General features: G+C 70.4%; 23 protein-coding genes. 14 read left to right on the plus strand and 9 right to left on the minus strand.

All coding sequences use genetic code 11. The features are described 5' to 3' along the window. Positions 1–16 precede the first annotated feature (16 nt). From ACIQU3_RS17075 to ACIQU3_RS17115, 9 genes are all read right to left on the minus strand, one after another. On the minus strand, positions 17–430 hold the full coding sequence (locus tag ACIQU3_RS17075; RefSeq protein WP_403925884.1) for a hypothetical protein: 414 nt from the start codon (positions 428–430) through the stop codon (positions 17–19). 10 nt (positions 431–440) lie between these two features. Further along, entirely contained in the window at positions 441–884 is a 444-nt protein-coding gene (locus ACIQU3_RS17080) for a hypothetical protein (protein ID WP_403925887.1), read from the minus strand. Continuing rightward, positions 881–1,363: a hypothetical protein gene (locus ACIQU3_RS17085; protein ID WP_403925889.1), complete on the minus strand. Its 483-nt coding sequence runs from the start codon at positions 1,361–1,363 to the stop codon at positions 881–883. Before ACIQU3_RS17085 ends, ACIQU3_RS17080 begins: the two co-directional genes overlap by 4 nt. 96 nt (positions 1,364–1,459) lie before the next feature. Continuing rightward, entirely contained in the window at positions 1,460–1,813 is a 354-nt protein-coding gene (locus tag ACIQU3_RS17090; RefSeq protein WP_403925892.1) for an SH3 domain-containing protein, read from the minus strand. A 148-nt stretch (positions 1,814–1,961) separates the two neighbouring features. Next, the gene (locus tag ACIQU3_RS17095) at positions 1,962–2,705 is read right to left on the minus strand and encodes a hypothetical protein (protein ID WP_403925894.1); all 744 of its coding nucleotides are present in this window, start codon (positions 2,703–2,705) and stop codon (positions 1,962–1,964) included. An 18-nt stretch (positions 2,706–2,723) separates the two neighbouring features. Then, positions 2,724–3,422 carry a hypothetical protein gene (locus ACIQU3_RS17100; RefSeq protein ID WP_403925895.1) on the minus strand — a complete coding sequence of 233 codons (699 nt, stop codon included), beginning with the start codon at positions 3,420–3,422 and terminating at the stop codon, positions 2,724–2,726. Between the two features lie 18 nt (positions 3,423–3,440). Further along, complete coding sequence (locus ACIQU3_RS17105) at positions 3,441–3,926, minus strand: hypothetical protein (RefSeq protein WP_403925898.1); 486 nt, start codon at positions 3,924–3,926, stop codon at positions 3,441–3,443. After that, the gene (locus ACIQU3_RS17110) at positions 3,923–4,465 is read right to left on the minus strand and encodes a DUF4913 domain-containing protein (RefSeq protein WP_403926160.1); all 543 of its coding nucleotides are present in this window, start codon (positions 4,463–4,465) and stop codon (positions 3,923–3,925) included. The genes ACIQU3_RS17105 and ACIQU3_RS17110 overlap by 4 nt, the downstream gene beginning before the upstream one ends. Before the next feature lie 250 nt (positions 4,466–4,715). Further along, positions 4,716–5,471, minus strand: coding sequence for a site-specific DNA-methyltransferase (locus tag ACIQU3_RS17115; RefSeq protein ID WP_112438327.1), 756 nt, complete (start codon positions 5,469–5,471; stop codon positions 4,716–4,718). 515 nt (positions 5,472–5,986) lie between these two features. Between ACIQU3_RS17115 and ACIQU3_RS17120 the strand changes: the two genes are divergently transcribed. The 14 genes from ACIQU3_RS17120 to ACIQU3_RS17185 all read left to right on the plus strand — a co-directional run bounded on the left by ACIQU3_RS17120 (position 5,987) and on the right by ACIQU3_RS17185 (position 19,572). Beyond that, positions 5,987–7,117 (plus strand): C40 family peptidase, encoded by a 1,131-nt coding sequence (locus ACIQU3_RS17120; protein ID WP_403925901.1) that lies wholly within the window; start codon positions 5,987–5,989, stop codon positions 7,115–7,117. A 175-nt stretch (positions 7,118–7,292) separates the two neighbouring features. Further along, positions 7,293–7,658: a hypothetical protein gene (locus ACIQU3_RS17125; protein WP_037667911.1), complete on the plus strand. Its 366-nt coding sequence runs from the start codon at positions 7,293–7,295 to the stop codon at positions 7,656–7,658. Positions 7,659–7,875: 217 nt separating this feature from the next. Beyond that, positions 7,876–8,190 carry a DUF6112 family protein gene (locus ACIQU3_RS17130; protein WP_011031268.1) on the plus strand — a complete coding sequence of 105 codons (315 nt, stop codon included), beginning with the start codon at positions 7,876–7,878 and terminating at the stop codon, positions 8,188–8,190. Further along, positions 8,190–8,882 (plus strand): hypothetical protein, encoded by a 693-nt coding sequence (locus ACIQU3_RS17135; protein WP_403925905.1) that lies wholly within the window; start codon positions 8,190–8,192, stop codon positions 8,880–8,882. The genes ACIQU3_RS17130 and ACIQU3_RS17135 overlap by 1 nt, the downstream gene beginning before the upstream one ends. 36 nt (positions 8,883–8,918) lie before the next feature. Next, entirely contained in the window at positions 8,919–10,295 is a 1,377-nt protein-coding gene (locus tag ACIQU3_RS17140) for an ATP-binding protein (protein ID WP_403925908.1), read from the plus strand. A gap of 81 nt (positions 10,296–10,376) precedes the next feature. Further along, positions 10,377–11,849 carry an SCO6880 family protein gene (locus tag ACIQU3_RS17145; RefSeq protein WP_403925911.1) on the plus strand — a complete coding sequence of 491 codons (1,473 nt, stop codon included), beginning with the start codon at positions 10,377–10,379 and terminating at the stop codon, positions 11,847–11,849. A gap of 100 nt (positions 11,850–11,949) precedes the next feature. Further along, the gene (locus ACIQU3_RS17150) at positions 11,950–12,411 is read left to right on the plus strand and encodes a DUF6238 family protein (RefSeq protein WP_403925914.1); all 462 of its coding nucleotides are present in this window, start codon (positions 11,950–11,952) and stop codon (positions 12,409–12,411) included. Between the two features lie 28 nt (positions 12,412–12,439). Next, complete coding sequence (locus ACIQU3_RS17155; protein WP_403925917.1) at positions 12,440–13,954, plus strand: VirB4 family type IV secretion system protein; 1,515 nt, start codon at positions 12,440–12,442, stop codon at positions 13,952–13,954. 14 nt (positions 13,955–13,968) lie between these two features. Then, on the plus strand, positions 13,969–14,541 hold the full coding sequence (locus ACIQU3_RS17160) for a hypothetical protein (protein ID WP_403925919.1): 573 nt from the start codon (positions 13,969–13,971) through the stop codon (positions 14,539–14,541). 278 nt (positions 14,542–14,819) lie between these two features. Then, positions 14,820–15,743 carry a hypothetical protein gene (locus tag ACIQU3_RS17165; protein WP_403925921.1) on the plus strand — a complete coding sequence of 308 codons (924 nt, stop codon included), beginning with the start codon at positions 14,820–14,822 and terminating at the stop codon, positions 15,741–15,743. Between the two features lie 253 nt (positions 15,744–15,996). Further along, positions 15,997–17,025, plus strand: a complete 1,029-nt coding sequence (locus ACIQU3_RS17170) for a hypothetical protein (protein WP_403925922.1) — start codon at positions 15,997–15,999, stop codon at positions 17,023–17,025. 83 nt (positions 17,026–17,108) lie between these two features. Beyond that, positions 17,109–17,681, plus strand: a complete 573-nt coding sequence (locus tag ACIQU3_RS17175) for a hypothetical protein (protein WP_403926162.1) — start codon at positions 17,109–17,111, stop codon at positions 17,679–17,681. A 48-nt stretch (positions 17,682–17,729) separates the two neighbouring features. Continuing rightward, positions 17,730–18,473 carry a glycosyltransferase family 2 protein gene (locus tag ACIQU3_RS17180; protein WP_403926165.1) on the plus strand — a complete coding sequence of 248 codons (744 nt, stop codon included), beginning with the start codon at positions 17,730–17,732 and terminating at the stop codon, positions 18,471–18,473. After that, on the plus strand, positions 18,466–19,572 hold the full coding sequence (locus ACIQU3_RS17185) for a hypothetical protein (protein ID WP_403925925.1): 1,107 nt from the start codon (positions 18,466–18,468) through the stop codon (positions 19,570–19,572). The genes ACIQU3_RS17180 and ACIQU3_RS17185 overlap by 8 nt, the downstream gene beginning before the upstream one ends. Positions 19,573–19,585 lie beyond the last annotated feature (13 nt).

The raw sequence follows: 19,585 nt of genomic DNA on the forward strand, positions 1-19,585 counted from the left end.
TGGGATCGCCTGCGAGTCAGCGGCTGTGCGCCGGACTCGGCGCCGCAAGAGGCGGAGCCGGAGCAGGTGGCGAGGGAGCTGGCGGGACAGGCGTCGGGGCCGGGACGCGGGCCAGGCTCTGCAGGACGGCGGCGACCGATTTGGCCTGGACCTCGCGGACGGCGACGGCTTCGGCGAGCCGGCGGGTCCCGTCGAGGAGGTGGGAGACCTCGTGCGGGCCGATCTGCCGTTCGGGGTGGATGAGCCGGGCGAGGTGGTCGCGGTGGAAGTCGATGCTGCGCTCGGCGAGAGCGAGGTCGTCGTGCATGCCGAGCAGGGCGGAGAGCATGCCGGGCGGCTGGTCCTGGGCGTGGGCTTCGAGGTCGGCGAGCGGTGCGCCGTACAGGTCCTCGATCCGTCCAGCTATGTCGGTGGACGTGGGGTGGGGCAATCGGGGGCTTTCACGGTCGGCGGGCCCGGGCCGCCCCGGCACGCTGGGGTGCCGGGGCGGCAGACGAGGGCAGGGTTGCGGTGGCCCTGAGCTGAGCCGTTCGTACGGGCCGGGCCTGCTGGGCGGGCGGGGGCCTGGTGCGCAGCAGCGCGCCGAGGGCGGCGCGGTAGCCGTCGCGGGCCTTCAGTGCCGCGTCCAGCCACTGCGCGTCGAAGCGGAGCTTGTCCGCCGACAGTTCGCCATGGTTGCGGCCCGGATCCATGTCGGCGTGGACGCGGTCGCGGACGCGGGCGACCTGCTCCTCGGTGAGTGCCAGGAAGGACCGCAGTTCCAGGGCCCGGGCGAGCGCGGGCGAGGCATCGTGGTCGGCAGCCGCCTCGTACAGCTCGAGGACCGGCTTACCGAAGACCTTCTGCAGGTCGGCGTCCATGGTGCTGGCCTTGTCCCGGCTCATCGGGCGGCCCTTGCCGACCGCCAGGCCGTCGCCGGTGCGGTTGAACCCGCGGGCCGGTTGGGGGCGCTGGTCTGCACCGCAGGCCCGGTGCGGGGCCGAAGGCGGGCGAGGCGCTCTGCGGCGAGGTCCTTCTTCCCCGGGGCGTTCGGGTCGAGGAGCCATCGCACCACCATGGCCCGGCCGTCGCGGGCAGTGACGGCCGCGTTCACCCGGTGGGCGAGGCCCATCGTCGGGTCGTCGACCTCGCTGGGCTGGGTCCGCAGTGCGGCGAGGAGGTCGTCCTCCGCGCGCTCCAGCACGGACTGGGCCTCGACGAGAAGGCCGTGCCACTTGACGACGTCGGTGGCGTCAGGGTTCGCGGTCGGCGCGGCGGCGACCGCGGCCTTCAACTGGTCCATGCCCATGTCGAAGCGCGCTTCGATCCGTTCGGTGAGCACGCCCACGACATCCGCAGACTCCTCGGATATGCCGTCGGACAAGGGGGATCTCCTGTTCTGGATAGGCTGATGCGTAGGGAATGTGAGGGGCCCCGTACTCGGCGGATCAGCCGCTTGCCGGGAGGCGCTGAAGCCTGGTCAGTCCAGGCACATACGGACGTCGCGGTAGACGTACGTGCCGGAGACCCAGCCCTTGACGCCGGTCGTCTTGTCTGTGATGTAGAGCCAGTTGCCGCTCTTCTTGGAGACGGTGAACTTGTGGCTCTTGTAGAGCACGCCGAGCGCCGTGGACTTCGAGCTGGCCTTGGACCGGATGGTCACGGCCTTGGCCTGCACCGCGTACGGGAGCGGCGGCAGGTTGTGGCAGCTGACGACGGGGGCGGCGGTTGCTGCGGTGGGTACGGTCGCGGCGCTGGCGGAGGTGGCGGACAGCACCGGCAGCGCGAGTGCGCCGAGCATCGCCGCGGATATGGCAATTCGGGTGGAGCGCATGCGGAAGAAGCCTCCGTGAAGGCGTGGGGAATGTGGGGAAGGGCGCCGCGGGGGTTGTCCCGGCGGCTGTATAAGAGTCCGGAGAATCGCCGGTTTGGCTAACCGGCGATCGTCGGCTATGTTGCGCCGCCCGCGTCGGGCTGAGCGCTCAGCGCGAACGGCCTGGCGGGCGCGGGGCAGGGGCCTTCGCCACACCGGACGGGCGGCTGGCGGCGGCTGCCGGGCGGACCGGCGGGAGAGGGCCGGCCTCACCGGTGAGCCGGTCGTCGCACCACTGCAGGGCCTCGTCGATCGTGTCGAAGCCGCCCTCGCGCAGGGTGTGTGTCCACGTGTCGGTGTCGACCTCTTCGACCACAACGCGGAACGGCGACGGGGCGCGTTCGTTCAGGGCACGCAGTGCCACGACGACGACCATGTCGTCCGGGTCGTCGCTGGTGTAGGAGTAGCCCATGGCGTAGTGGTCACCGTCGCCGGCGAGGCGTCGCTCCAGTGCTCGCGTGGCCTCGTCAGCCGGCGGCGGGCCCAGCTCGGGGTCGAGGCCGATGGCATCGTGCGGGCAGCCGCGGTGGATGAGCCAGGACTGCGCCATCGCGGGCAGCGGCAGCGGGGCCTTTTCGAAGCTGAACGTCCGCTTCTCGTGGTCCCGTTGCAGATGCACGGCGAGCACCTGGGGCATGCCGGGCTGTCCCCAGGTCGCGGTGCGGTCGAACAGGATGTAGTAGCTGAGCGGACCGTCGTGATGCTCGGCGAGGGGGACGAGCATGTCCTCGTGGACGCCGACCTTACGGTAGAAGTCGAGGTACCTCTCCTCGTCGGCGTCGAGGTCGTCCAGATCGAAGTCGACTTGAGGGATGGACTTCCGGACCGGCGCCGGTTCGGTGGGAGACAACAAGGGGCCTTTCGGTGGAGTTCAGCGCCGCTGCGCCGGAGTGGACGGCGATGTGCCGGGGTGAGCTGGGACCTTCGGCGTCTGCGTCGTGGGGGCCCGGCGGGCGGCGAACAGCGCGGCTCTTCCCCCGTCGGTGAGCGCGACCGGCTGGCCGGCGTGTACGGGGTGGCCGGTGTCCCGGGCGACCAGGCCGGCGTCCTCCAGCCGCCGTAGCTTGGTGTGGGGGATGCGGGTGCCGGAGGCGGCTGTGACGGACATCAGGCCGGTCAGTAGGTGTTCGTAGAGCTTGGCGCCTCCGGCGATGGCGAGCAGCGCCGCCTGGTCGTCCGTCGAGAGCTGCTGCGCGTCGGACGCGACGGACGCTGCTGCGGCTTCGATGGGCTCCAGGGCGGCGAGCACATCCCGGGCAGCGGCGTCCCGCACGTCGGCAGCCTCTTCCAACTGCTCCACGGTGCGGTGGATACGCGTGAACAGAGCGCCGTCGACGTCGAACTCGCCGCTGGACAGGCGGTTGAGGAGGCGCAGATGGAAGATGACGCCACTCTGGGTCTTGGCCAGCTTCCGGTGCCGGTCCGCCAGTTGGGCGTGCTGCTCGTCGAGGACGCCGCGGTCGCGGTATGCCCACAGGGTGTCGATGTCGTGCCCGGTGGCGGCTTCGAGGCGCTGGTTGAGCGGGGAGACCGCACGCCGGGAGGGTGTCGGCGCGGGTGCAAGGGGCATAGGCGACGCTCCGTGCGTTCAGCGGGTGGGATGGTGCGCGGGGTTCGGTGCGGGACGGGGCAGACCCGGTGGCGCAGTGGGCGGCGGACCGGGCGGGGGCACGGGCGCGCGGGCGGCCAGTTGCGGGGAACGGGAGCGTGCCGCGTGGGTGCGGGCGCTCAGCGGCCGGCGAGTCATGCCCAGACGGCGGCCGACCTCGTCGTAGACGTCGTTGCCCGCGCGCGGCCGGATCGCGACGACGTGGATCTCCTTGTGGTAGGCGGACTCCGCGGGCGCCGGCCGGACGGCGTAGACGACGCGCCAGTCCTTGCGGGAGTCCACGAACAGCTTTCGACAGCCCTCCAGGTCACCGTCGAGGCGCAGCCCGAAACGCTGCGCGTTCACGACTTCCTGCAGGTAGGCAAGGGTGAGGTCGCGTATGTCGCTGGGGGCCTGGAGAAGATCGGTCAGCGCGCGCGGATCGAAGCTCAGTCCGAAGGCGGGCTGTCCCTGTCCCGCGGTCATGACGCTGGCTCGTCCTGGTCAGCGGCTTCCGCCGTGGCCGCCGTATCCGTCCGTACTGACGGCGGCGGGCCGGGCAGGAGACGGTGTGCGGGCCGGTCGGGAGAGGTCATGCATGCCGACAGCGGGCCGCCGGGTGCGCGGATCGCCGCGACGGCGTGGGTGAGGAAGTCTCGGTGCCACACGAACAGGCCGGAGAGCCCGGCTTCGGGGTCCTTGTGCTGCTGGTAGGCGAGCCACAAGGCATGGAGCCAGGCCACGACGTCGTCGTGCTCCTGCCACTGCAGGCACCAGGGCGCCGCGGTGGTGACCTCCGCCCCGTAGACCGGGAGGAAGAAGTCGTCGACCCAGTCGGACAGGGCGTCGAGTTCGTCCTCGCGTTCCTCTCCGTCCAGTTCCAGGATCGGGCGGGGCTCCGGTGGAGCGGCGGCCGGCGGGCCGCCGAGTCCCGGCATGCCGAACGCGGCGAACGGTGATCCACTCGGCGACGGGGCGGACGCCAGGTGGTCGAGCTGCTGAGCCTGTTGCGCCGACTGTTCCATGAGCCGCCGCACGCTCGCCTCGATTCCCTCCAGCTGTGGATCCGGAATACGAATCGACTCCAACTCGCCATCATTGGCAGGTTTTGCGGATTCGGGCATTGAGAAGTTCGGCCTCCTACGAGACGCGGAATGAGGGAAGTGCGGGGGCGCCCTCGCGCGGCGTCGCCAACCGATTGCACGTTCCTCCGGCGGTATTTCGCCAACGGCAGCGGTGGGAGACGGTCGCCTTGGCGACGGGCAAGGACGCGGCTCAGGCGGTGAGAACCACGTCGTCCTGCGTGAGGGTTGCGCGGATCGTCTCGGTGAGCCGGTCGGCCGCGATCGACGCGTAGTGCTCGGTCTTCTCCACGCCGATGAAGTCCCGGCCTTCCAACAGTGCGGCCACGCCCGTAGAACCGGAGCCGGCGCAGAAGTCGAGGACCGTGCCGCCCTCGGGGCTAATCTTGACCAGCTCGCGCATCACCTCGACCGGCTTCTGCGTGATGTGCTGGCGCTTCGCGCCAGAGGGCTGCGAAGCCGAGTACATGCCAGGCAGATAGACGGGGTTGCGGGAGCCGTCGATCGGCCCCTTGCTGGCCCAGACGATGAACTCGCAGTTCTGGGTGAACCGGCCCTTCTGGGGCCTGGCCTGCGGCTTGTGCCAGGCCAGGACACCGCGCCACAGCCATCCGGCCGCCTGGATCGCGTCCGTCGTCGTCGGGAGCTGGCGCCAGTCGGTGAACAACAGGGCCGTCCCGCCGGTCTTGGTGAGGCGGTGGGCCTCGGTCATGATCTGCGTCAGCCAGAACGAGTAGGACCTCTGGTCCATGTTCTCGCCGGTGAAGTCGGCGAGGTCGTTCTTGGCGTCGGCCGAGGTGTACTTCTGCTTCGCGGAGCGCGTGGTGCGCTCCTTCGCGGTCCGCCCTCCGCTGTTGTACGGCGGGTCGGTGATGACGGAGTCGACGCAGCCGTCCGGAAGGCCGGAGAGAACGGCCAGAGCGTCGCCCTGGTGAAGGGAAAAAGGCAAAGAGGAACCCCGATTCGGGTTGCGGAAACGCGGAGGGAAATAGCCCCCTCGCGCAGGAGTCCTCGCGGGCCGGAAGTGGGCATGCAGAAGCCCAGGGCCGCAGACCGAGGAGGGCGAGGGGGAGTCCAAAAACTGTAGAGGCGAAACCGCCGACGACCAAGAAGTGCCCTGCCGAGGTATCGGTTTCCGGCACCTCACACCGACTTTTTGGTCAACCGCCGTTCCGCGCCTACTGTTTTTGAACCGCCCGGCGCACACCGCCGCTGGCCACTCCCCTGCCACACCTCACGGAGGTACCCCTTGCCCCGGCACACCTAGCTCACGGCCCGGCCACACGGAGCGAGCGGCAACTCGCCCCGCACCGGCCCGTCCCGATCGCCCACCCCGGCTGCCGCGCCCTTCCGAGACGCCTCGCGCACGCGGTACGCCGGACACCGCACCTCCAAGGACACGCTCATGACGTCTCGCTACCCACCCATGCCCGAAACCGCTGACCGGCGAGCGGTCCGCTCGGATTGAAGGGGCTCGCCGCCGGCATCGGCGTCGTCTTCCTCTCCCCGATCCTGATCGCCGGCACCGGCATGATGCTGGCCTCCTCGGCCGACGCCGTGCAGAGCAGCGGCTCCTTCAGCAGCTGCCTGAGCGACATCGACAGCGACAAGGTCGCCGAACAGGTCACCAAGATCCTCGACGGCGCCTCCGGCAAGGACGTGCACGTCGAGGGCCTGGACCTGCCCGCCGAGCAGGTCCCCAACGCCCAGACGATCGTGGCCGCCGGCCTCTCCCTCGACGTCCCCAAGAAGGGACAGATCATCGCGCTCGCCACGGCGATGCAGGAGAGCCGACTGCGCAACCTCGCCTACGGCGACCGCGACTCCCTCGGCCTCTTCCAGCAGCGCCCTTCCCAGGGCTGGGGCAGCGCCGAGCAGATTCGCGACCCCACCTACGCGAGCGAGCAGTTCTACAAGCACTTGCTCAAAGTGAGCGGGTGGCAGCAGATGACCGTCACACAGGCCGCCCAAGCCGTGCAGAAGTCCGGCCTGCCAGACGCGTACGCGCAGTGGAAAGAGCTCGCCACCGCGCTGCAGGCCGCCATCGCCAAGACCTTCCCCGGCGGCGGTGACGCGGAGGGCAAGGGCACAGACCGGGACAAGAAGCCGTCGACCAGTACGACCGGCTGCGCGCCGGGCGAGGACGGTTCCGGGTTCGGCCGCATCCCCGAGGGGAGCGTCCCGAAGGGTTACTCGATCCCCAAGGACGCCGATCCGAAGGCGCGCAAGGCCATGACCTGGGCGATGCAGCAGCTCGGAACGCTCTATCAGTGGGGCGGATCCTGCACGAACTCGCATGGTCCTGACCCCATGGGCCGCTGCGACTGCTCCAGCCTGATGCAGCAGGCGTACGCGCATGCCGGCGTCACGCTCACCCGCACCACGTACACGCAGGTCAACGAGGGCAAGGCGGTTTCGCTCTCCCAACTTGAGCCCGGGGACCTGATTTTCAGCCGCGGCACCGCCGCACGGCCCGAGCATGTCGGCATGTACATGGGCGAGGGCCTCGTGATCGAGGCGCCGCGCACCACCAAGCCGGTCCGGATCACCCCGATCAAGGACTGGACGATCCTCGCCGCCCGCCGCGTCATCTGATCCCGTCAGCCCGCAGGCCCGTGAGCCGCCGTCACGAGGACCTCCCCGGTGATCTGCCCGATTAGCTGGGCTCGGTGGCCAGCTTCCCATCTCTCTCGATCGCTTCGCCCGACGGCCGCCCAGCAGGACGAGCCGACGGCCCACTCCCTATCCCCCAACGCCCCGGAGTATCCACGTGACAATCCACTCACGCGTCCGGCGCGCCCTCGCGGCCAGCTCGATCGGCCTCGCAGTTGCGGCCGGCGGCCTAGCCAGCGCCTCCACAGCCCAGGCGTACGACACCGGCCACACGACGGTCTCGTGCAAGGCGGTCAAGGTCCGCAAGGATCCTTCGAAGAACTCCACCGTCGTGGGCATCGCCTATCGGCACGACAAGGTCGCCTATAACCAGTTCGCGTACAAGCGCGCAGAGAAGACCTGGTACACCCGCGGCGCGGTGACACGGAAGTCCGACGGCAAGAAGATCCGCGGATACATGATCTACAACTGCGCCAACCCGTACGAGTCAAACCCGGCGCCGAAGCCGTCGATCCCGAAGTAGCACGCCCCGACAGCCCTCCCTGGCCCCGAGCCGAAAGAGCGGTCTCGAAGCCGCGCCCCGGCCCGAGGAGTGGCCTCTCCCCGCCTCTGCCCGAGGTCGGTCCGGGCGGGGCACCGCCGCGGCCACTTCTGCGCTCCGAGCGCACCTCCCCCTCCGTTTTCCCCCTTTCCCGCCGGCCTTCGCCTGGCCCGCGTATGCAAGGAGCCCTGCCACACCTATGTCCGTCCCTCTCGCAGACCGCGTCATCCAGCTTGCCTACGACCCAGGAATCTCACCCAAAGGCGGCGGACTGCCCGGGCTGAGTGTGCTGAAGAACGTCGTCAACAGCATCAACATGTTCGGGATCATCGCCGTCGTCGGTGCCCTCGCCGTCTCGCTCGGCGTATGGGCCTGGGGTCACCACACCGGTGGTCACCAGGCCGAGGCCAACGGTAAGAAGGGGGCGGTCGTGGCCGCCGGCGCTGCCCTCGGGTTGGGTGCCGCGAACGGAATCGTGGCCTTCTTCTCCGGGCTGGGGTCGCAGGTCCATTGATGCGGAAACGATCCCCCTCCTTTTCGCTGTCCTCGTACGGCTCGGGCTGGTCGGCCAACCGGCGCATCGCGATCGTCACCTGCGTAGTCGCAGTCCTGCTCGCCATCGCCGGGATCGTCGCCCTGCTGATCGGCGGTGGGAACAGCCACCCGGCCGCGGACGCTGCCCGGCCTGCCCCGGCTGACAGCCCGTCCTCCACCGAGGCCGCCCCGAAGCCGTCCTCCGGATCCGGGTCAGTTCCCAAGCCCCCGCAGATCGCCGAACCGGTCGCCTACGCCAAGGCGGCGGCCCGGATGCTGTGGTCCTACGACACCCGCGACACCAGCCGCGACCAGCAGCTCGCCGGCATGCGCGCCTGGATGACCACGGAGCCCAAGTACGCCGACTGGGCCTCGGTCTCCGGCCAGGTTCCCGATCCAGTGCTGTGGTCGCGGATGGCCGACCAGGACCAGCGCGCGACCGCCAGCGTCACCGAGGGCCACTACCCGTCCGCCTTCAAGGCGGCCCTGGCCGACGACCCGTCCGCGATCACCGAGGCGTACATCTACGTCGTCACCATCAACGGCAAGCAGACGCTCAACTGGAAGAAGGGCGGCGGAGGGGCCGAGGAACGGGCCGTGACCCTCGCCGTCCAGTGCCGCCCGAACCACGACTGCGCCCTGGCCGCCATCGCACCGAGCGTCACGCAGTGACCCGCGCCTCACACAAGAATGGAGGAGTAACTTCCCGTGGGTTTCTGTGATTTTCCCCTGGCAGACAAGCTGTGCGCCGTCGGTGACGCGGTCGACTTCGCCTCGGACCCCGCCAAGGCCATGGGCGACTGGATGGCGAAGTCCGCCGGTGAACTGGCAGCCGCCGCAGCCGACCTGGCGGCCGTGGCAGTCAACACCACGACCAAGGTCGACCTGAACGCCGGGTGGTTCCGGGACAACTACGAGATGTTGCTGCCGCTGGGCCTGGTTCTGCTGGTCGCGACGTTCTGCGCGCAGCTGGTCCGAGCCGCCGTCAGGCGCGACGGACAAGCTCTGACACAAGCGTTCACCGGCACCATGTCGGGCGTCCTGTTCGCCTTCTGCGCCATCTCCCTGACCACGATCGCCGTCGAAGTGGTCGATGCCCTGTCCGCTGGCCTGTTCAAGACAGCGAACCTGAACATCGAGTCGGCTGTGCGCCGCATCGTGAAGGTCGGCCAGATCCCGGGCCTGTCCGCACTGGGCTGGCTCGTGGCGGCAGTCGCCGGTCTCGGCGCCGCCATCGGCGCGTTCCTCTACTGGTGCGTGATGATGGTCCGCAAGGTCGGCATCCTCGTCATGGTCACCCTGGCCGTCTTCGCCTCCGCTGGCGGTGGCTGGGAGGTCGCGCGCCGTTGGCGCAGGGGCTGGATCGAGGCCACCGCCACCCTCGTCGTCTCCAAGCTGCTGATGACCGTGATCTTCGTGCTCGGTATCGCCGCCATGGGCAAGACCGAGACCAGCGATGGTATCGCCGCTTTGGCCGACGTGATGTCCGGCATCGTGATCATGATTCTGGTGTTGCTGTGCCCGTACGCCGTCTTCAAGTTCGTGCACTGGGCAGCCGAAGGCACCGACGGCGAGTCCATCCACCGGGCCGGTGGCGCTGGGGCCCAGATGGCCAAGGCTCACGCCGAGAAGGCCGCCCGTAAGACCGCCGCCGCTGCGGCCACCGCCGGAACCGGTGGCGCTGCCGCCGGAGCAGGCGCCGCAGCGCTGGGCAGTGAGGCTGCCGGAGGCAGTTTCCCTGGCGACATCGCCGCCAACCCGACCGGCGGAGGCGGAGAGGGCAAGGAGGGATCGCAGAGCGGCGGAACGGGTTCCTCGCCCGGCGGCGACGCGGTCAAGTCCGGCTTGGAGAAGGCCGTCCAGCCCGCGCCGACGAGCGTGTCCGACGACACCAGCGGCCAGGTGGGCGGCAGCCCGGGGCCTGGCGGTTCCGGCGCGAGCGCCGCGTCTGGGCAAAGTGGCGGATGGCAGTCCACTCCGCCGACCACAACCCCGCCGCCGCAGGGCGCACCCCTGTCCTCCGGCGCGCAGAATGCCCCGTCCAGCGGGGCGAGCGGACCCCCGCCGCCTCCGACCGGCCTCTGATTCCCTGACCGATCCCCGGGGGTGGGATGTGCACGCGCCCTCCCGCCCCCGGGTTCCACCCGCGCCTCCAGGACCCGCCCCTTGACTGATCTTTCCGTCGCCCCGGTCACGGTGAAGTTCCCGCACCGGAGCCGCCGTGGCATCCTCCTCGGCCTGTCCCTGCCCCAACTCGTACTCGTCTCCTGCATGCTGGCCCTGCTGCTGATGACGGTGATCTCCACCGGGCTGCTCGGCGCCGTCGCCCTGGCACCGCTGTGGGCGGCATCGGGGGCACTCGTCGCGATCCGTCGGCACGGCCGCTCCCTGATCGACTGGGCGCCGATCGTCACCCGGTATGCGCACCGTCGCCGCACCGGCCAGACCCTCTGGCTAGCTCGGCCCGTCAGCCGGCCCCGGCAGGACGGCGTCCTCCATCTGCCCGGCACCGCCGCTTCCCTCAAGGTGGTCACCCCCGGCGACTCCGCCAACGGTGCCGCAGCCGTCCACGACCCGCACCAGCAGACCCTGACCGCCATCGCCCGCGTCACCAGCCGCGCCTTCGCCCTCCTCGACCCCGCCACCCAGAACCACAACGTGAGCAGTTGGGGACGCGCGCTCGCGGGCATCGCCCGCACCGGGCACATCGCCACCGTGCAGGTGCTGGAACGCACCGTCCCCGACTCGGGCGACACCCTCACCCGCCACTGGGTCCACAACGGGCAGCCCCAGACTCCCGTCGCCGGACAGATCTACTCGGAGCTGGTCTCCTCTGCCGGCCCTGCCGCCGCCCCGCACGAGACCTACCTCGCCATCTCCCTCGACCTCAAGGCCGCCCGGCGCCTGATCAACCAAGCCGGCGGAGGGCTGCCCGGGGCGTTCACCGTCATGGAGCAGACCACCGCGTCCATCGCGCAGGCCGCCCGCAACGCAGGTCTCCAGGTCACCGGCTGGCTGAGCGCACGGGAAATTGCCGCAGTTATTCGCACCGCCTACGACCCCAAGGCCCTCGCCGCGCTCCAGCAGTGGTCCGAGACCGGCCACGCTGAAGCCGACACCGCAGCCGCCGGTCCTGTCGTCCAATTCGAGGAGTACGACCGCCTCGCCACCGACAGCGCACGGCACACGACGTACTGGGTGGAGAACTGGCCAAGGACCGAGATGGGGGCCGGGTTCCTGCACGGGCTGATGTTCACGGCCGGCGTGCGCCGCAGCCTCTCCCTTATATACGTGCCGCAGGGACTCGAGTCCGCACTGCGGGACGTCCAGCGCAAGAAGGCCGCGATCATCGCCGACGCCAACGAGCGCGCACGCCGCGGACAGGTCGATTCCGAAGAGGACTCCGTCGAGTACGCCGACGTCAAAACCCGCGAACGCCAACTCATCGCCGGGCACGCGGACGTCGCACTGACCGGCCTGGTCACCGTCACCGCCGAGACCGACGCCCTCCTGGACGCCGCCTGCGCACAGATCGAGACCCACGCCGTCACCTCCGGCGTCGACCTCCGACGGCTCAACTACCAGCAGCCAGACGCCTTCGCCCTCACCGCGCTCCCGCTCGCCCGCACCGCCCTGTGAACCAGCCGCGCCCGGGCGAACCCTGACCCACCGCACTCCGGATCACCCGCGACGGGACGCCCCTCACTGCCCTGCCTACCGGCAGGAAGGACCACCACTTTTGACCTCTCCTACGCGCCCCGACGACGCGCACCCCTACCTCCGCGCCGCGAGCGTCGGCATCCGCCACCACGCACGGGCCTTGGCGCCGTCGGACGCGGACACGCCCAAGCCCGGAGATCGTCTGCACCTTGACGCGCTGCACGCCCACCTCACCGCTCTGCTCCAGCTTCTGGACCGGCTCGCCGTCCACACCCGGCCCCCGCACCCAACAGCCGGACGTCACCTGGCCACCGCCCACACCAGGCTCTGGCAGGCCACCAGCGAAGTCCACGCCGCCTTCCACCTGCTGCCCGGCACCCCCCAGGCGGACGCCGAGACAAGCGCCTGCCATCCAGAGCGGCTCCCCGAGGGCCCGCCCGTGCTGACGATCTGCCAACGCCACCTCACCGCCGGACACGTAGTCCGCCGCAAAACCACCCCCACCGACCTCCGCCCGCACACCACGGCCTGCGTGCGATGAGCACCACCCGCAGAATCGAGGGCCCCCGATGAGCCACCGGCCCGCCCGTCGCGCCCGCCGCGCGTCCGCCAGCCCGCTGTTCACCCCCCACGGCACCGACCGCGCCAGCCGCAAGGCCGCCCGCCGCCAGCTCGCCGAGGCCACCGCCAAAGCCCGCGCCGAAGCCAGCGCCCACCAGAGCGAAAGCACGCCCGCCGAGCACCAGCTGCCCACCCCGTTCTACCCACCGAGCGGACGCCCCGGGCCCGCCTCCTCTCGTGGGAACCGGCTGAAGCTGCCCGCCCACAGCATGACCACCGCGGTCGCGGCCGGCGCCTATCCCTTCCTCGCCGAAGGCGGACTCGGTGCCGAGGGCATCTACATCGGCCGTGACGTCCACGCCGAAGCATCATTCGTCTTCGACCCGTTCGCTCTGTACGGCAAAGTCGAGGGATTCACCAACCCCAACCTTTTGCTCGCCGGCGTGATCGGCCAGGGCAAGAGCGCCCTCGCCAAGTCCTTCGCGCTGCGATCGGTCGCCTTCGGATACCGCGTCTACGTACCGTGCGACCCGAAGGGCGAGTGGACTCCGGTGGCCGAAGCCCTCGGCGGCCGGTCCGTCGCCCTCGGTCCCGGACTGCCGGGTCGCCTGAACCCCCTGGACGCGGCCCCGCGCCCGGAAAGCGTGGCCGAGGCCGACTGGGTCGGCGAGATCCGCAAGCGGCGCCTGCTCCTGCTCGGCTCCCTCGCCCGCACCATCCTGGGCCGGGACCTGATGCCCATGGAGCACACCGCCCTGGACGTCGCCCTCGACGCCATCGTCACCCGCGCCGCCGACACACACCGCACCCCGCTCCTCGGCGACGTCGCCGCCGCCCTCAACAACCCCCACGACCTCGACGAGGCCGCCGGGATGATGTCGGGCCAACTCGGCGACGCAGCGCGAGACCTGGCCCACGCCATGCGGCGCCTGGTCCACGGCGACCTGGCCGGCATGTTCGACGCCCCCTCCACCGTGAGCTTCGACCCGAACGCGCCGATGCTCACCATCGACCTGTCCCGCCTCGGCGGCTCCGGGGACGACACCGCCCTCGTTCTGGCAATGACCTGCGCAAGCGCCTGGATGGAATCCGCCCTCTCCGATCCCAGCGGCGGCCGGCGTTGGATCGTGTACGACGAGGCATGGCGCCTGATGCGGCACGTCGGCCTGCTCCAGCGGATGCAGGCCCAGTGGAAGCTCAGCCGCGGCCTCGGCATCGCCAACCTCATGGTGATCCACCGGCTGTCCGACCTGCTCACCGCCGGCGACGCCGGATCACAAGGCCGGGCCCTGGCCGAGGGACTCCTCGCCGACTGCAGCACCCGGATCATCTACCGCCAGGAGACCGACCAGCTCCACGCCGCGGCCTCCCTGCTCGGCCTGACCTCCATCGAGATGGACGCCATCGCGCACCTCAACCGAGGGCGTGGCCTGTGGAAAGTCGCAGGTCGGAGCTTCATTGTTCACCACCTCCTGCACAGCCACGAACTGGCGCTCTTCGACACCGACGCCCGTATGCACTGAGGACCAAGAGGCCCGTGAAGTCCGACTTCCAAAGCGACTTGATACCGAGCGACGAGGTGCTCCAGCTTATCGGCGCGCTCAATGCGATGAAGGACGAACTGCTCAACGCTGCCCAGCAGTGGGAGCTGCTGGACGAGAACGGACACGTACCGGCCACGCCTTCCTACACCGCGCTGCTCCAGCACGCCACCGACGCACAGGACCTCTCCCGCGATGTCCTCCGGCTCACTGCTGACTTCGCCCGGAGTCCACACCACACCACCCGCGCCGGCGGCACCGTTCTGAAGCATCTCGGCACGGCGGCGACCATGTCGAGCCACGCAGCCCCGCACTTCACCGAGTCTGCGGAGTGTGCCCTGGCCCTGCCCCGGTCTGCCAACCCGACCGACCGGCACTATCTCGCGAATCGCATGGTCATCGACCACGCCTCAGCCCGCGCCTTCCTGCGGCGCACCTCGGAATCCCTTCGTGACGCGGTCAAGGAACTCGACGACCACCTCGGCTTCCAACGCTTCTTCGCGACGCTCACCCGTCAGGAAGTCCCGCCGGCACCTCGGCCACCCAGGCCGGGCGATCGCCACCGCTGACCGCGCCTGCCCTGAAGCCCGATCCACCCACATCCCAAGGAATGCTCTGAACCGCCCCGCTCATTTCAGCGACGCCGACTGGGCCGAATACCAGCAGTGCCAGGCCGAGCACGGCGACCTCATGGCGCAGGTCGCCGAACGTGAAGCCCAGCTGGAACACGACCTGATCACCGCCTACGACGAGTACGAACTCGACTCCAGTCCGGTTCCGAAGCCAGAAGCCGACCTCGCTCGCCGAACGCCTCCGTCACACCGACCGGCGTCCCGCAGGAGAATCCGTGGCCGCTGACGAGGCGAACGCTACGGACGCCCGCGCGGCTCCGATCGCGCCGCTTCCCGACTACCGCGACGTGAACATGCCGTGGTGGCAGGAACTGTGGCGCCGCCATGCGCACATCACCACGCCGCTGCGAGCGCGCGGACTTCCATGCGACATCGAGTTCGGCCTCAGCGCCTACATCGTGCGCGTCTCGCTCCCCGACGACAGCTACCTGATCATCAGTCCGCCGCAGGAACCGTCCTCCGACCGCCCGCCCGGAGACCCCGAGGGCTGGATCGCGACCCGCGAGCACCCCGACGACCAGACGCTGTTCGAGGTCCTCTACGACTCTGCCCCCTCCGACGACCCCGGCGCTCGTCGGCGGCCCGAAGCCCGCCACGGCGGCAGCGCCCAACCCCTGATTGAGGCGATCGACCTCCGCCTCGCCCAGCTCGGACTGCTACCGCACCCCGTTCTGCCCCACGAAAGCCCCCACGTGCACCCGGCCCAACCGACGCCCATGCCCCCGTCCCGGGACACCCCCGGCGCACCAGACCGCGGCCCCACCTACGTCTACGGCGACGCGCTGCGCGATCTGACCGACCGGCTCAACGCAGCCGAGTCGCACGCGGATGCCGCTGCCCTTTTGCATCAGATCCTTGAACCCACCGACGGCCTGCTGGCACAGCTCGGCGAGTTCTTCGAAGCAGCCGGCGAGAAAGCCAAGGAAGCCGAGGAGGACGACGGCTTCGACCTGTCCTACGACCTCGCCGACGCCGCTGCCGAGATCCGCAACCTCGGAGAGGTCCTGCATGTGGCCGAGGACTGGATGCGGGCCCTAACCCCGCTCGCACCCGCACCGCGGCTGCCCTCCACCCCGGCTCGTGCACCGTCCCTTCCGCCGCGAGCCCTCCCGTCGGCTCCGCCGCGGCACACGCGCTGACGCCGCACCGCCGCCGCCCTCCCCTTCCCACCGCCTACGGGGACAGAGGTCGCGCACTTCGCGTCCACGGCGTGGTCCAGCAGCTCACGGCCAAGGGCATCAGTGTGAACCGCCGCCACTCGGCGCCCACGACCAGCGCGGCCTTCCGCCGGCATCGCCGAAGACAGCACCCACGACCAGTCGTGCCCGCTCATTTCCATCCGCCAGCAGACCCTTGGAGCCCCCTATCCGCACCGCTCGCCGTACCCTGCCGATGTTCGTCGGCGCCGCCTGCCTCGCCCTGGCCCTCACCGGCTGCGCCGGCGAAGACGGCCCCGCCCATGCCCGGCAGACGCCCCGCGCCAGCACCGCCCCGAAGCCCGTGCCCGCTCTCAGCGCCGCCCAGGCCCGCGACGTCATCACCCGCTATTCGAAGATCAACAACGAGGCCAACACCGACCGCGACCGGCGCCTGCTCGACACGGTCGAGGACGGCCCGCTGTACGCGATGTCCATCTCGGACTACACCGAGACCGAAGGGCTCCCCGCGGCAGACCGCAAGCCGTACAAGCCGTGGTCCTACGACTCCGCGGACGCCAAGTTGTACATCCCGCGCCTGGGAGCCGGACAGAACCGCTGGTTCGCCGCCGCGCTCTCGGACCAGAAGGGTAAGGCCCCCTCGCGGTTGGCCGTGTTCGCCGAACGCCCCCAGCACAAGCGCTGGGAGATGGTCTCCGTCGTCGACCTCGACAGCCCGGACCTGCCGGACATCGCCCTCGACCACGACGGATACGCAACGGCCGTCACCACCGACGGCAACAAGCACCTCGCTGCCGACGCCAAGCTGCTGCGCACCGCGGTCCTCGACAACTTCGCCACCGGAGGCACGAACACGGGGACGAAGGTCTTCGCACCGACCAAGGCGAGCAAGCGGCAGATCGCAGTCCACGACAAGACAGGCACCCGCTTCGGGGCCCAGGGCACCACCGTCTTCGCCGGCGCCGCCAACCGCTACACGGACGCCTACGCCCTCAAGACCACCGACGGCGGCGCGCTGATCCTCTTCTCCCACACGCACACCCAGACCGACGCCGTCGCGCACTCCGGCCTTCAGATCAACCCCGGCAAGGACGACCGGGCCTGGCTCCACGACGTGCCCCGCACCTCCATCCGCTACACGTTCGTGTGCAACGACGCCGCCACCGTCCCCGCGAAGGCCGAGCCCTCCCGCCTGATCGGCTACACCTGCGCGCGTACCGACGCCTCCGGCCCTCCGGTCCCGTCCTGGTCCGACCGCGCGTAGACGCACCACGCGCCACCGTGACGGCCGCCGAACCTCCCCCGCACCCCGCTCGCTCCGGAGAACACCTGTCCACACGCTCCTTCATCGCCCGCCCCACCCGCGGTACGGGATACACGGGCATCCACGTCCAGCTCGACGGCGTACCCAGCCACCACCTCCCCTTGCTCCTGGCCGCCTACCAGTACAAGTTCGGACGCAACATCGAGGCCATGTCCCGGCACCTCATCGACGACGTCGCCGTCGGCTGGGACGAACTCGGCACCGATCTCCTCGACGACGCCCCGCCCGCACTCGTGACCGCGCTGACGGGCGGCGAGCACTGGCCCAGCCGAACCCTCGACCACCTGATCACCCCGGACGGCTCGCCCCCGGTACGCATGTCGGTCACCGACACGACCGCCGATGAGCAGGACGTGCAGTGGGGGTACGTCCTGCACAAGGAGGGCGTCGAGGTGATCAGCCTCCTGCACGAGGACATCGGCCCGATCGTGAGCTGGTCCACCGACCCGCGCACCGCCTTCAACGACCACCCGGCGGCCTGGTCCTCCCTCGACTCCCCGCCCGCCATGCGGGCATCGCGCGGCAGGCAGCCCCAGAGCGCTCCTGCCGCAGCCCCGGCGAAGGCCGGCGCCCCGCGCCCCGCCGCCCGACGCTAGTTCCCCCTCGTCTTCCCGGAGCCTTCTCTGCCCCCGTACACCACGCCCCTGATCACCGTCGTCATCGCAAGCCGCCTGCGCGAAGAGCGGCTGGACTACCTGACCGCCATGCACGCCAGCCTCACCCGGCAGTCCGTGCCGTGGGAGGCCGTGATCGCGCTCGACGGTGCATCGCCCGACCGTCTGCCGGCCCCGCTCGCGCAGGATCCGCGCGTTCGCACGCTGGCGCTGCCCCGTCCGGTCGGCGCCGCCTGCGCCAGGAACCTGGCCCTCGCTCACGTACGCACCCCGTACACCAACTGGGCCGACGACGATGACCTGTTCCCCGACGATGCGATGGCCGTACGGCTGAACACCCTGGAGTCGACGAGAGTCGGCTGGTGCGCCGGCTGGAGCGAGGACCAGCACCCCGACGGCTCGACCACCCTGTGGCGCTGCCCCACGCCGCCAGGCCGGCACGAGGCCGGTGACGTGTGGACATACTGGAAGTCGCCTGCGGACACCATCCCCATCGGGCCGACCACGATCCTCGCCCGCACCGACCTCGTGCGCGCCGCTCCGATGGGCGGCCTCGTCCAGGGCGAGGACTACTGCGCGGCCCTCGGCGTCACCGCTCTCGCCCCCGGCATCCTGCTGCCAGTACCCGTGTACAGGTACCGCAAGTGGAACGGGCAGATGACAGCCCAGGTCGGATACGACCAGCTGGAGGCGGCGGCCCGGGAGCACGCCTGGACGTACGGCCGCAACCTGCGTGCCGTCCTGCGCGATGGCGAGGACCTGGTCCGTGTCTGAGGCGCAGATCATCCTGTCGCACAGCCGGGATTCGGGCATCGTCGCCATCGCCTCGGGCGAGCAGTACCCGTGGGCGCACACCGCCCTCGCAGAGAGCGGCTTCCAGCGGGACGACGACGGCGTCTGGCACCTGCCCGCGGACGGCACCCATACCACCGTGGTCGAACTGGTCACGTGCGCGAAGCGGCACCGCACCAGCGTGAACACGAGCAGCCGCCGGTTCATCGGCGACGCCGCCCGCGACCTCGCGCGCCTCCTGCCCGGCCAGTGGCACGCCTCGGTCGAGATCTATTCGCACCCCGCCTGGCAGGAAGACCTGGTCCCCTGGATCTGGGACAGCGGTGAACTCGGCCGCGCCGTCCAGAGCGAGCGAATCCCCTACGCCGCGCTCCTCACCGACATGGTGCAGGGCACCACGCTGCTGTTCATCGAGCGTCCCGGACGTCAACTCCACTACCTGGTGGGGGCCTTCTCGCCCGAGGGGCTCGAAGGGGGCTACGGCGATCCCCACGCCCCGCGCAGCATCGTCCTGCCGCCGTTCCCCGGGTGGGCTGCCCAGGCCCTCACCGACCGGTACCTCCCCGCCTACGAGCAGGCCGTTTACGCCCGCCAGACGGAGGCCATCGCAGCCGTGCTCGGGGACATCCGCTCCGAGCACGACACCTGGCAGGCCATGAACGCCTCCGGTCGCTATAGCGACGCCACCCCGCTGAGCGCCGCCGCCCTCGGCGCCGCGACGGAGTTGTTCCTCGACCACGCCTGGCGCCGTTTCCTGACCGTCGTCGAGCACGCCCCGACGCTGCTCGACCGGTGCCGGCCCGCGAGCAGCCCGTGGCCCGACGACGCCGCAGCCCTCTCCCGTCTGGCTGCCGCCGTGATCGATTCCGAAGCCCTGGTCGACGAGATCGTCCACGGCGGTTCCGTGCCGCAGCAGGAGCGCCGAGCACGCGCGTGGCCGGCCATCGAGACGTGGCTCGCCGACGGCGAAACGTTCTTTCGTCAGGCCCGCATCAGCGCACCCCATCGTCGCCCGGCCCTGCCCGTCACCGCGCCAGCCCGCCCCCTCACCGCAGCCCGGCCCGCGCACCGCGGCCTCTGACCCTTCCGCCCAA

It is taken from the genome of Streptomyces sp. NPDC101110, assembly GCF_044759525.1.
Lineage (GTDB): Bacteria > Actinomycetota > Actinomycetes > Streptomycetales > Streptomycetaceae > Streptomyces.